The organism is Muricauda sp. SCSIO 64092 (assembly GCF_023016285.1).
Lineage (GTDB): Bacteria > Bacteroidota > Bacteroidia > Flavobacteriales > Flavobacteriaceae > Croceivirga.
Window position 1 is genome coordinate 4,676,150 of record NZ_CP095413.1, and the last position, 14,015, is coordinate 4,690,164.

Annotated in this window: 8 protein-coding genes; 1 reads left to right on the forward strand and 7 read right to left on the reverse strand. The window is 41.7% G+C overall.

Annotated elements, in window-relative coordinates; genetic code table 11:
• Nucleotide 1 precedes the first annotated feature (1 nt).
• The gene (locus L0P88_RS19415) at nt 2-1,717 is read left to right on the forward strand and encodes an efflux RND transporter periplasmic adaptor subunit (RefSeq protein WP_247131548.1); all 1,716 of its coding nucleotides are present in this window, start codon (nt 2-4) and stop codon (nt 1,715-1,717) included.
• Here L0P88_RS19415 and L0P88_RS19420 read toward each other — a convergent pair.
• The 7 genes from L0P88_RS19420 to L0P88_RS19450 form a co-directional block, all read right to left on the reverse strand.
• Nucleotides 1,710-2,405 (reverse strand): fibronectin type III domain-containing protein, encoded by a 696-nt coding sequence (locus L0P88_RS19420; RefSeq protein WP_247131549.1) that lies wholly within the window; start codon nt 2,403-2,405, stop codon nt 1,710-1,712. The two genes, L0P88_RS19415 and L0P88_RS19420, sit on opposite strands and share 8 nt — an antisense overlap.
• On the reverse strand, nt 2,402-6,868 hold the full coding sequence (locus L0P88_RS19425) for a thrombospondin type 3 repeat-containing protein (protein ID WP_247131550.1): 4,467 nt from the start codon (nt 6,866-6,868) through the stop codon (nt 2,402-2,404). Before L0P88_RS19425 ends, L0P88_RS19420 begins: the two co-directional genes overlap by 4 nt.
• A 252-nt stretch (nt 6,869-7,120) precedes the next feature.
• Entirely contained in the window at nt 7,121-8,182 is a 1,062-nt protein-coding gene (locus tag L0P88_RS19430; RefSeq protein WP_247131551.1) for a hypothetical protein, read from the reverse strand.
• A 3-nt stretch (nt 8,183-8,185) separates the two neighbouring features.
• Nucleotides 8,186-9,634, reverse strand: coding sequence for an MBOAT family O-acyltransferase (locus tag L0P88_RS19435; RefSeq protein ID WP_247131552.1), 1,449 nt, complete (start codon nt 9,632-9,634; stop codon nt 8,186-8,188).
• A 185-nt stretch (nt 9,635-9,819) separates the two neighbouring features.
• Nucleotides 9,820-11,730: an asparagine synthase (glutamine-hydrolyzing) gene (asnB, locus tag L0P88_RS19440; RefSeq protein WP_247131553.1), complete on the reverse strand. Its 1,911-nt coding sequence runs from the start codon at nt 11,728-11,730 to the stop codon at nt 9,820-9,822.
• 11 nt (nt 11,731-11,741) lie between these two features.
• The gene (locus tag L0P88_RS19445; protein WP_247131554.1) at nt 11,742-12,893 is read right to left on the reverse strand and encodes a glycosyltransferase; all 1,152 of its coding nucleotides are present in this window, start codon (nt 12,891-12,893) and stop codon (nt 11,742-11,744) included.
• Nucleotides 12,894-12,914: 21 nt separating this feature from the next.
• The gene (locus L0P88_RS19450; protein WP_247131555.1) at nt 12,915-14,009 is read right to left on the reverse strand and encodes a glycosyltransferase; all 1,095 of its coding nucleotides are present in this window, start codon (nt 14,007-14,009) and stop codon (nt 12,915-12,917) included.
• Nucleotides 14,010-14,015: the final 6 nt, after the last annotated feature.

Sequence of the window (14,015 nt, forward strand, 5' to 3'; positions counted from 1 at the left end):
CATGAAAAAATGGGGTATTTATGCAGCATTGGTTTTTGGAGGGCTTTTATTGGGCTATTTTTTCTTCGGAACCAATGATACCACCGAGAGCAAGACCGACGACATTGTCCAAAGTATGGGTAAATGGACTTGCTCAATGCATCCCCATGTGAAGGGGGAAGAAGGCGGGACCTGTCCGCTCTGCGCAATGGATTTAACATTCATGGAAGAATCGGTTACAGCATCTTCCGATTTCCAGTTTGAAATGAATGAAGATGCTCTTGCTTTGGCAAATATCCAAACTACGGTAATAGGGGCCATGAATGCCAACGTTGCATCCATTAAACTTTCGGGTGTCATTACAACCAATCAACAGACCGATGCGGTACAGACCACTTTGTTCGAAGGTAGAATTGATGCCCTTTACCCAAATTATGTAGGGAAAAGGGTATGGAAAGGCCAGGAAATTGGAAAGGTTTATTCCCCAGAGCTTTATTTGGCACAGGATAAATTACTTACATCAGAGAATTATCGAGGGACGCACCCTAAGCTGTTCAATGCCGCCAGATATTCCATGGGACTTTGGAAAATGACGGATGAGCAGATTGATAAAGTGTTGGCCAGTGGAAAGCCGATGATGAATTTTCCCTTGTACTCGGATGTTACGGGCACGGTGACCAAAGTTTTGGGAAAAGAGGGCAATTATTACGACGAGGGAACACCACTTTTTAAAGTATCAAATCTAAACTCCGTATGGGCCGTTTTCGATCTCTATGAGGACCAAATGGCCATGCTGGGCGAGGGACAGGAAGTTGAGATTTCCATAGCGGCCATTCACGGAAAAAATAGAACGGGTAAAATTTCTTTTATTGAGCCAATATTGCAAGAAGACAAGCGTACGGGCTCAGTAAGGGTGGTTCTTGATAACAAAAATGGGCAATTGAAGCCGGGAATGTTTGTGGAAGCTGTAGTGCAAACCCCCTTAAATTTAAACCCCAATAGCGTGATTGTGCCAAAAACGGCAGTTTTATGGACTGGAAAACGCTCCATAGTGTATAAAAAGCCATTTTTGGACAAGCCTATTTTTGAAATGACTGAGGTAAGTTTGGGACAAAGCCTACAAAATGGTTACGTGGTTCAGTCCGGTCTGGAAATAGGGGACGAGGTTGTAGTGAACGGGACGTTTACCATAGATGCAGCGGCACAACTTAACGGCAGGCCATCAATGATGTCAAAAGATTCCCATTTTGGGAATTCGAAACATGAAACCGATCAAAAGGAAATAAGGGATATCAAGGTCATGGGGGCAATCCCTATTCAAGATAACGTTACCTTGGAATTTATGGGACATTATTTTGATTTGAAGGACGCTTTGGTGGAAACCAACTTTGAACGGTCAAAAAGTGAAGTGGATGAATTAAGTTCTTCTTTAAGGAAATATAAGGAAAAGGGCACGATGCAACCTGGTTTCTGGACCAATATTGAGAAAGGACTCGCATTGTTGTCCTCTGCCGAGGATATTGAATCCTTACGCAAACACTTTAAACCCTTTTCACGGGAATTGATTGCTTTAGTGAAAAAAGGGAAATTGGACCAAGCAACGATTTATGTCCAATTTTGTCCTATGGCGGATAATCATAAAGGGGCTTTTTGGATGAGTCTTCAAGAGGAAATAAGAAATCCCTATTTTGGAGATAAGATGTTGATATGTGGAGTGGTAAAAGAAAAAATCAATTAACGGTCACCTCAAAGGAGAAAATTTGGGAGTTGGATTGATTCCCTTGTGCATCCCTGGTCAGAACCCTCCAAAAATATTGTGTACCTGATGTAACATCAATATTTTCCAATGAATTGGACGTCAGTTCCTGTGCAAAGGGTCCAGGTGGATTAGTAGTGCCAAAGAAAACATCATACGTAGCAATATCACCATCCAAATCGCTGGATTGCCATTCCAGGGTTATTGTGGTTGTATTGGAAGGTAATTGGGCGTTTTGTTGTGGGGACGGATCGGTTGCGGGAAAGGGCGCATATGATGATAACCCTGGCCCGGCATTGTAAAATGAGGCAATGGCACTGTCCGAAGTGTTGTCACTGGACTCTAAAACTGAAGTTACATACCAACTATAAGGTGTGCTTCTTAACAATCGTATGTCCAAAGAATTTGTTTCTGCAGTGAAGGTATCCGTTTCATTGGTTTCCAGATTGATCAGGACTACCCTGTAACTATCCGCATTTTCCGATTGTGTCCACTCAAAGGTCACCTCACTTTCCGTATCAGATAAAACAATACCCGTAGTACATAATGAGTTGTCTTCGGGAAAAACAAGACTTACGGCAATTGGGGATAACACCTCGTTAAGTAAATCAACATCACTACTACAACCGATCAGTAGTACAATGGACCATATGACCAGATACCGCTTCATTTTTTCAATAGTTTAAATACACGTGTCTTACCTTGATATTTAAGGGAAATTACATAAACTCCGCTTTGCAGGGTATGCAATGGAACTTCGGTTCCACCGCTTTCAATGGTAATCCCATTGGAATAAAGCAGTTCTCCGGATATTGTAAAAATGTCGAGCTTCACATCCAGCGTATCGGAATTCACAGCAGCGATGCTGATTACATCATCAAAAGGATTCGGATAAATACGTATCCCTTCGGAAAGCAAAATGGTCTCTTCGTAGAGTCCCAGGCAGTCCTTTTCCGTGGATACCATGAGGGTATTGCTATCTTGTTTTAGGTCTAAAACTATTTCACTGCGATTAGTGGTAAATACGGTACCATTAAGGGTTATCGAATAAGAGGTCCCCCCGGACATGATTAGGGTAAGCGAATTTTCCGCTACGTTTAAGGATGAACTTACCGAAAGAAGTTCAGGTCCCACAATGACCACGACAAAACAAGATTCAAAATCTGGAAAGTCCGTTGTGGTGATGCATAAGTCGTAGGTACCTACAGCTAAATCATTAATATCCAGACTTTCGTTAAATGTATACTCCTGACTGCCCGAAGCGGCGTTGGAAAGTGTAGCCATATAGGTAAAGGAAAGTCGGGATGTGATAATGATTTGCCCATCGTTGGCACCAATACAACTAAGTCCAACGGTATTGATGGTAAAGTTATCCGCTGGGATGGTGATTTCACATCCACTATTGTCAACCATGGTATCTGGTGGGGTGTTCGGGCACAGGTCCAAATCATTGGTTACGCCATCATTGTCGTCATCAAGTTCCGAACCGGCACATCCTTCAGAATTTACGGTTTCTCCGGCAGGGGTATTTGGACATAGGTCAATATCATTGGTGATTCCATCATTGTCAGTATCAAGCTCTGATTGTGCACATCCGTCGGAATTTACGATTTGACCGGCTGGAGTGTTTGGACACTGATCCAAATCATTGGATACATGGTCATTGTCATCATCCAGCTGGGATTGGGTACACCCATTGGCATCCACCTGGGCACCTAAAGGGGTACTGGGACAGAAGTCAATATTATTGGTGACCCCATCGTTGTCATCGTCCAGTTGGGATTGGCTACAACCATTCGCGTTCACAACTTCTCCATCGGGTGTATTTGGACATAGATCTAAATCATTGGATACATGGTCATTGTCATCATCCAGTTGCGTATCGGCACACCCATTGCTATCTACTTGTACACTAATTGGAGTATTGGGGCATTGATCCAAACTGTTATTGACTCCATCATTATCCAGATCAAGTTGGGATTGGGAACAACCGTCGGCATTTACAGTCGCCCCTACAGGTGTATTGGGACATAAATCAAGGTTATTGGGAATACCGTCAAGGTCACCATCGTTTTGTCCGGTAACACACCCAAATGCATCCACGGTAGCCCCATCGGGAGTATTTGGGCATTGGTCCAAATCATTGTTTACCCCATCATTATCATCATCAAGTTCGGAAGGGGCACATCCATTGGAATTGACCATCTCCCCATTAGGGGTATTTGGACATTGATCTATTTCATTATTGATTCCGTCATTGTCATCGTCCAATTGGGATTGGGCACAACCAGTGGCATCCACGATTTCCCCCATTGGGGTGTTCGGACAAAAATCCAGGCTGTTCGGGACATTGTCGTTATCATCGTCCAATTGGGATTGGGCACAACCATCTGCATTCACCGTTTGACCGTTGGGGGTGTTCGGGCAAATATCCAGGCTGTTCGGGACATTGTCGTTATCATCGTCCAACTGGGATTGGGCACAACCATCTGCATTTACCGTTTGACCGTTGGGGGTGTTAGGGCAAATATCCAGGCTGTTCGGGACATTGTCGTTATCATCGTCCAATTGGGATTGGGCACAACCATCTGCATTCACCGCTTGACCGTTGGGGGTGTTTGGGCAAAGATCCATATCGTTGTTCACCCCATCATTGTCATCGTCCAGTTGGGATGGGCTACAACCATCGGCATCCACACTTTCACCATTGGGGGTATTTGGACAAAGATCCACATCGTTGTTCACCCCATCATTGTCATCGTCCAGTTGGGATGGGCTACAACCATCGGCATCCACACTTTCACCATTGGGGGTGTTTGGGCAAAGATCCATATCGTTGTTCACTCCATCATTGTCATCGTCCAGTTGGGATGGGCTACAACCATCGGCATCCACACTTTCACCATTGGGGGTGTTTGGACACAGATCTATAGCATTGTTCACCCCATCGTTGTCATCGTCCTGGAGTATTGGAATCAAACTCCACAACGCAATGTTGGATGCCCTTATTTGGCCTGCATTGGAAAAGTTTCCCCCAGCAAACAATCTTGTGTTGTCATTGGAAAATTCTAGGGAGTTGATTCTGATATCCATCCCTACGGAAGTATTTGTGCCCAAGGCTTCCCAACCGTCGTTTTCACTCCATCTGGCAATATTGTTCATTATCTCATTGATGTCGGTTTCGTCCGAAGCAGTTTCGAAACTACCCCCAACATAAAGATGGGCCCCATCAATTTGCAAACTATTGACATTACCACTGAGCCCATTGTTTAATGACTGCCATGAATTGGTATTTCTATTCCATCTTGCAATTCTGTTGACAGTTTGGCTACCTGCTATGGAAAAATTACCACCTGCATAGATATAATCATTGGTAATGGCAATGGCTTGGACAAACCCGCTTGTCCCCAAACCTAAAGTTCCCCAATTATTTCCATCCCATGTGGCTATTCTAGGAGCAGAATTTCCCCCGGCAAGGTCAAAATTCCCACCAACGTACAAATTATCGTTTTCATCAAAATTTATGGCCCTAATTTCATTATTGGTACCGGAAATACCATTTCCAGAATCGGTCAAGGGACTCCAGCCGTTATTTTCCCAAACCGCTATATTGTTTACCAATGTCCCGCCCGCCGTTTCAAAAGCACCTCCCACATAGACACTATTGCCACTATCAATTCCCAATTTTGCAACCGGGCCATTGGTCCCACTTCCCAGTGCCGACCAATTTGTTCCATTCCAAACCGCAATATTGGAAGCGGAAACCCCACCTACTTCCGAGAAATCCCCTCCAATATATACATCTCCATTGTTGGCGATAGCAATGGTGTTTACCTTTCCATTTGTACCCGATCCCAAAGCGGACCATCCGGAGGAACTGTTATAAATGGCCAGATTGTTGACAGTTAAGCCCCCTGCATTTGTGAATTCCCCTCCAACATAGTAATTGTCGTTGCCATCATTGGCGATGATTTCAACTATTCCATTGGTTCCCGATCCCAGTGCGTTCCAACTACCAACACCATCAACGGCAACTGTAACCGGTCCCGAATTGGTTCCGCTTATGCTATAGATTCCCGCAGACGACCCATAGTCACTGAAGTAAAGCTCTCCAGCTTCATCCAACCCAAAGCTGGATATGAATTGGCCGCTGGTCCTAAATAAAAACTCTGAGGTAGCAGTGTCGGTGGAAGCATTGTAATCCAAGGCCCACACCCTTCCGGACACGTAATCTCCATAAATGTATTTGCCCTGTATCAAAGGATCGGTACTGGAGCCTCTATATACATAACCCCCTGTTACGGAAACATCCCCATTATCGTGGTTGTATTCATAAATTGGCTTAATGTCCGGCGTGGTGACAAGATTGGTGGACAAATCTTCATTTGAAGTACCTTCAAATCTATTCCATCCATAGTTGCCTCCATTACTGATGATATTAATTTCTTCAATATTACCCTGTCCTACATCTGCTCCCCACAATATGTTGGAATCGAACGAAAACTTCCAAGTGTTCCGAATGCCCCAAGCATAAAGTTCATCCAATCCACTTTGGCCTACACGTGGGTTATCCGCAGGTATTTCGTAGTTCCCATTTGGTAATTCGGGGTTGGTTTCTACAGGATTATCGCCGTTCACATCCACATCAATGCGTAAAATACTGCCAAAAACGGTATTCAGATTTTGTGCGTTCCGTAGTGGATCGCCTGCACCACCACCATCGCCAATGGACACATAAAGGTATCCGTCCGGACCAAATGCGATTTTTCCACCGTTATGGTTTGATTCGCTTTGATTTTTTTCGAACTGGAAGATCAAAACCTCACTGCTGGGGTCTGCAACATTTGGGTCCGAAGGGCTTACGGTATAACGGGACAGGTTCATTTCATAACGACCGTCCCATGTGAGGTAATACACATAAAAAAAGCCATTTTGTGAAAAGTTCGGATGAAAAGCCAAGCCCAATAGCCCTGTTTCCAAACCTGCCGTATAGTCCACTACACCCGTTAAGTCCAAAAATGTGTTGACATCAGCACCAGTGGACGAAGAGTTGTTGGGAAATACCCTAATGCGCCCCGGTTGCTCAACAACAAATAATCTATTGGAGCCGTCGTTGGCATTTTGAATTTCCACTGGAAAGTCAAAACTAAGATTTGGAAATGCATTTTCGAAGGAAATTTGGGCGGATAACTGGGTGGGGGCAGTAGTTGACCAAAGAGTTATAATTAAGCAGAAAACTCGTTTTAGGCCAATTTGGGAGGGTATCATTTTAATGGTGTGTGCTGTCAGCAAATATACGTAATGAAGCTTGACTTTGGACGTTGGTTTATTGACCGTTTACCGAATAAAATGGAAATCTTTTAAGATAATAAAATGGAGAAGTAACTAGTCGTCAATCGTGTTTTTACCGGTGTAAGTTTCTATCTCATGAGCTTTTTCCTCCAAAACCGCATCGATGTTTTTTTGCGTTACAAGATTCCCAAAGCTTTTTACACCTTTGATCGGGACAGCCTTGGTCAAAACCTTAATTATGGAATCACCAATCATTGGCCTATAATGTGAAGCTTCATAGTAAAAATAAGGATCCGTAGAAATTTTGTTAACACCACTAAAATCGTAGAAATCAGATATTTTGGACAATGCCCTTAAAAACCTAAAGAACTCCTCCTTATCCTGTTTCAGATAAGTGGTCACAAAGATTGGGTTGATGAACAACTTCAAATTGATTTCGTTTTTCTTGCAGATGGAAACTATTTCCTGAAGTTCCTTTATGGCCAAGTCTATCCTTTCATTGTACTCGTTATTGTTCCAAGAAGGTTGTTTGAATTTGGGTAGATTTCTATGCGTCTCTATATTATTCTCAATCCATTGGTCAACATTTTTTGGTATGGGAACTCCGGATTTATAAAGTTCATCGTATGTAGTGAAAAACGTAGCTTTATTGGCTTCGGCTATTTGCCGATAAATCTCGGGAGAGGGTTTTAAGAAATAATAGCTCAATAATGGATCCCACGTATTTACGTAGGATTTACGGTTGGCTTGCGATTTGTGTAATTGTTTGTCCACTAAATAGGACGTCTCCTCAAGACCGATCCAAATGTTCTTAATATCCACATTGTTTTCCAAGAACATCTTTAGCTCACTTAGGTGTTCGCCTGGGACGCCTTGGGAATAGGACATGTTGTACCATTTGTAATCGTCCTTTATATTTCTCACATCAATTTTTCCCACCCTGGAAGATCCAAAAAGATAGGAATCATACTTTTTGGGGTTGTTCAGTATATGCTTGACCTTTAAGTAATGTTGATTGGGTTCAATCCGTTGTTTGGACATATCACTTCTTATGACGCCGTAGGGGTCTATGATGATATTATAAGCTATTACCCCTATTCCAAGAACTATGGGCGTAATCAAAAAATACAGGAACCTTCTTAGAAAAGTCTTCATAGGCTAGAATTGAAAATAGATAAACTGTTGCTCATTATCTCCATACCAGTAAATAAATACAAGTAGAACGACATAGAAGGTCCATCGAAAAGGCCTTGCCCATTTTAGTCCTAAATCTGAAATAGCATATTCCCGCTCCCTTCCGATCCATTCGATCACCAAAAAGAAAATCACGTAGGCAATGACCGGAATTGCACCAAGTCTGTCATCAAAATAGGGGTCTGTAAAAAGTGAAGTGGAGAAAATTTGCTTTGTGATTTCCCAGCCATGGGTGACATTTTCTGCCCTAAAAAATACCCATGCAAGGACCGTAATGAAGAAAGTGATTGCAATATTTAGGGTTTCCTTGAATGTGGGCAGCAGTTGTCCTTTTGCCACTATTTCCATATTGGTTCTATTTCGTTTTGCCAATAGGAGGGGCAAAAAATAGATGGCATTCAGTGCGCCCCACACCAAAAATGTCCAATTGGCCCCATGCCAAAATCCACTAACGATGAAAATAATGAAGGTATTTCGGATTTTCATACGTGTACCTCCCCGACTACCGCCCAATGGGATGTACAAATAATCCCTGAACCATGTTGATAGGGAAATATGCCATCGTCGCCAAAATTCAGCGATATCCCTTGAAAAATAAGGGAAAGCAAAGTTTTTCATTAGGTTGAAGCCAAATAACCTGGAGGTCCCAATGGCAATGTCGGAATAACCACTGAAATCCCCGTAAATCTGAAAAGCAAAAAATACGGCCCCCAAAAGGAGCGTGCTTCCTGTGTATTCATCTGAATGGTTAAATATTTGGTTGGCATAAATGGCGCAGTTGTCCGCAATCACCACTTTTTTGAAAAGCCCCCATAATATTTGACGCATGCCATCCACTGCTTTATGGTAATCAAAAACCCTTTTCTTATAGAATTGGGGCAGTAGATTTGTGGCCCTTTCTATTGGTCCCGCAACTAGTTGGGGAAAGAAACTGACAAATGCCGAAAAAGCGACAAAATCTTTGGTTGGTTCCAGTTTTTTTCGGTAAACATCAATCGTATAGCTCAATGTTTGAAACGTATAAAAGCTAATTCCAACGGGCAATACGATATTTAATGAGCCACCCTGTATTTCCTTTCCGAAAAAACTAAAGGCATCGACAAAGCTTTCTACGAAAAAGTTGTAATACTTAAAGAACCCCAAGAAACCCAGATTTACCGTTATGCTCACCCACAGTAGAAGCTTCCTTTTTGATTTCTTGGATTCATTTCTTAAAAGATTGCCAACGGTAAAATCTACAATGGTGCTAAAAACGATCAATGTCAGAAATCTCCAATCCCACCATCCGTAAAAAACATAACTGGCAACAACAATGAGAAAATTCTGCAGCTTAAGGTTTTTGTGCGTTACAAACCAATAGAGGAGAAAGACTATTGGTAGGAATAGGGCAAAATCTATGGAGTTGAAAAGCATTTACTTGGTGGTTATGGTGGATTGATGCTAAATTAAATTACTTACGGGCATCAGGTTTTTTTATAAATCTTATAATCAATTACTTAAATCCGGCTTTTAATCATAATCCATATTACATTGAAAACGGGTTCCACGATTCAATATTGTTGCAATGGGCATTCATTGTACCTATGGTATGGTATTGATTACAGCGCGTAACTTCTTTCATATATATTGACATACCATTTTTGAAAACAATAAAAAGCCCAGACGCTATAAGTACTATCTTTTTTGTTGGACAAATGGTCTTTGACCAGCCTAGTGGTATTTTCAATATTGAACAGTTCCTGTGACTCCAAGAACTTGGGGAGGATATAGGATTCCAGTTCGGCCCTAAGGCTTGATCTAAGCCAGTCACCAACAGGAGAACCAAAACCTTGCTTGCTCTTTTCCAAAAACTGATTGGGGAAACTGCTCTTAAAGGCTTCCTTTAAAATGTATTTTTTGTTCCAACCCTGCATCAAATAGTTCTCTGGCAAACCAAGGGTAAAGTCCCATAATTTTTTGTTCAGGAACGGAGCCCTGCATTCCAATGAACATAGCATGCTCGTCCTGTCGACCTTTGCGAGCATACCCCCTTCAAGACTTAGTGCCCTGTCAATGGTTCTGAAGTCATTCAGGGTTTTAGGCTTTTGAATTCCAAGTTTATCCCGGTATTCCGCGAACAAATCGGTTTCAAACTTGTCGGGTAAAATAAGGTCCTTCAGTTGGTTTTCGGTATTACCCAAAGAAATAATGTCCCAATAGTAGTCGCCTTTGTAATTGACGGCCTCTACCATTTTGCGGACCTTAAAACGTTTTCCCCTTTTATCATCCTTGGTGGTGAGCAGCGCATTGGATGCTTTACGTATTAACCCATGTAAAGCTTCAGGTACAATTGAAGTATACCTGTTGTTCAACTTGCCAACGTAATATTTATTGTAGCCTCCAAAAACCTCATCCCCACCGTCCCCGGTAAGGGCAACTTTTACATAATCCCGTGTTTTTTTAGAGACCAGATATGTGGGAAGCGCTGCGGTGTCGGAAAAAGGCTCGTCAAAGTTCAATAGGATTTCATGGATATTGTCCTTTAGATCGTCCTCATCAATGATGAACTCATGGTGGTTGCTATTGATAAGTTTGGCCACTATCCGGGATTTATCCGTCTCATCAAAAGAGGCTTTTTTAAAACCAATGGAAAAAGTATCTATCTTTTTATCCGTTAGCTCCGAAAGGCAAAGTGAAACGATCGAGGAATCCACACCTCCGGACAGGAAAGTTCCTAAAGGTACATCTGAAATAGATCGGCTTTCAATACTTTCCAAAACCAGTTCCCGGGTCTTTTTTTTGGCCTCCTGAAAACTTAAAGGTCCTTCAAAAACAGTTCTAGGGGTATTGATTTCATTTACAGTATACGTATGACTTTTTAAATCATACGTGATGTAATGGTTGGCCTCCAGTTTATAGATATTGTCGTAAATGGTATAGGGGGCAGGTATGTACGTGAGTCTCAAGAAGTGGTTTAACCCTTTCTTTGATACTTTGGGTTTTTCCGATAAAAAATCAACCATTGATTTCAACTCTGAAGCCCACATAAATTGGTCCGCGACATCGGCATAATACAAGGGCTTTTCACCAAAAAAATCCCTGGCAATAAACATTTTGTCCCTAGTTTTATCATAGATACTGAAGGCAAACATACCATCCAGTTTCCCAAAAGCTTCTTCCCCCTCCATTTCATAGAGCCTCAGGATGACCTCAGTGTCACTTTTGGTTTTAAAAACTACCTGTTTTTGTTGGAGCTGCTCCCTAATTTCCCTATAGTTATAGATTTCCCCATTAAAAACAATGACTTTTTGATTATCATCTGAAAAAATGGGCTGACTTCCCGAACTCAAATCAATAATGGACAGTCTTCGCATGCCAAGGGCCACATTGGCCAACTCATCGGGATACGTAAAAGTTCCACCTTCATCCGGTCCCCTATGGACGATATGATCATTCATTGTATGAATCTGTTCGGCCAAGTTGTTTGGATGATTGTCAGTTTTGGTAATAAAACCGTTTATTCCACACATACTACCCAGTTTTAATGGTTTATAAAGTTGTTAAACTTGCGGTAAATGTTTTCCAATGAATACGCTTTGGCCCTTTTTAGGCTTAAGGCACTGTACCTCTCCCTTGCCTGGGGATCGTTTTTTAGGTATTCCAGTGCTTTTGCCAGGGCAATTTCATCATCGTTATTGATCAATATGCCATAGGATGCCTTAAAAAAGAACCCTTTTTCTATAGTCAATGGCTTATTGTCATGTAATAATTCATGGGGTCCCGATAAGCAATTCGTAGAGATGCATGGTAAGCCCATGGCCATTGCCTCCAAAAGGGCATTTGGGAACCCCTCGGTAAATGAGGATAGTACAAAACAATGACTTTCCCTTAAAAAGGTATTGACATTCTTGACCCTACCTTTCAAAAAAACCACTTCCATTAACCCATTTCTTTGAATTTGTTCTTGAAGACGATCATGTTCGGGGCCACTTCCCAGAACAGTGAGTTCATAACCTGACCCTAATTTGGATAATGCCCCAAGAATCATTTTTTGGTTTTTTCTTTCATTAAGTGTCCCTACATTAATTACTTTGAAAGGCTCCTTTATAGTAAGAAGGGTTTCTGAAACTATAGTTTCTTTTGGCAGTTCTATGGGGTTATATATGACATCCATGGGTATCCTGATCCTAAAATTTGTTTGTAGATCTTGGTTGATGTAAACGGAGTTGGAAAAAAGACTGTCACAACGGTTATAAAGCAGTGGATAAAAGATTTTTGAGATATAGAGCGAAAGTTTGGAGGAGGTATTGTCCGAGGGAAAGCCACGCTCACTGATGATTGTTTTGGTTTTTGGGTTAAAGGGGCTGACCAATCCGTTAATTAGATTGGGAAATGCCAGGAAAGAGATGGCATGCGAAATTTTCTTTTTTCGCAATATCTTATGGTACTTAAAAAGAAATCCAAAGGCGTGCAAAAGTTTTTTGGGAAAACTTATCTTGTCAGGATGCTGTTGTGATAAAATAATCGTATCCACCTTGCTTGGGATTGGAAAATGGATTTCATTGTAAAATAGTATTAGCGTTACGTTGTAATCGTTTACAAGTTCCTTCAAGAGCAAACTGATTACTTTTTCAGCCCCACCACTTGTTAAACTGATGTCTAAAATACTTATGTTTTTCCTTGGGGTCATCATTTCCATCTCTTGGTGAAATTCCTATGCTAAAACATCCGAAAATAGTTTTTCGTATGCTCTCAATATTTTTTCTTTGCTAAACTTTTTATGGACAGAATCGCGAATTTTTTCAGGATTCCACGTGGTTTCATCAATAGCCTTTCGTATCAGATGCTCGTATGCCGTTTCGTCTTTTGCAATAAAGCCGTTTACCCCTATTTCTATGATTTCGTCCAATCCGCCATAGGCATTGAATGCCACTATGGGCGTGCCAACCGAACAACTCTCCAACAAACAATTGGGAAAACCCTCTACATAGGATCCCTGCAGGAACAAATCACTTTGTGCCAGGTAGGTAGCCACCTCTTTTGTATGGGGGACATGGGTAATCTTTGGGCCAATTCCAAGATCGTCCATAAGTGTTTTTAGCCTTTCCCGTTCGGGCCCATCCCCAATCATGAAATACGTAAAATCAAAATCAAGATTTCCCAATACTTTTAAGATACGTTCGTGCCCCTTTTGGCTCTTAAGACTGGCGACCGTGATGAACTGGATTTTGTTGTGCTTTTTATCCGATGGCCGCTTTAAATGGAAATCATTGGTAATAGGGTTGTTAATCAGTTTCAACTTTTCTGCCGGGATACCAAAATTCTTTTGCATATCGTTTTTCATGTCTTTGGATTGACAGATAATCATGTCCAAAAAACGATAGCTGATTTTTGTAATTGTATTGTATAATGCAGTGTTGTGACCTTTGTAGGCCTTTACCACACTCAACACGTTGGCTTCCCTACCTATGAATTTGATCCTTGGGAAAACTATGGAAATAAGCCCCAGGATAGAATTCAGGTGGGAGATGGAGCTAAGAACAATATCAGGTTTGTTTTGCCTTATGAATTGATATAGTGGCCAAATGCTATGGAGTACCCTGGATGTATTCAAATACGTTACGGTTGTATTGGACACATTGTAGAAAGTATCTTTTTCAAAACCGGTAATCAAAAGTTCAGTATCGAACTTGGACGAATCGATCTCCTGGCATATAAACGACATTATTCGCTCTGCACCACCCGCCACCAATGAAGGTAATACGAATAAAACTTTAGGTTTTTTGTCTTTTGAAAGTTTCTTGCCCATTAGTTG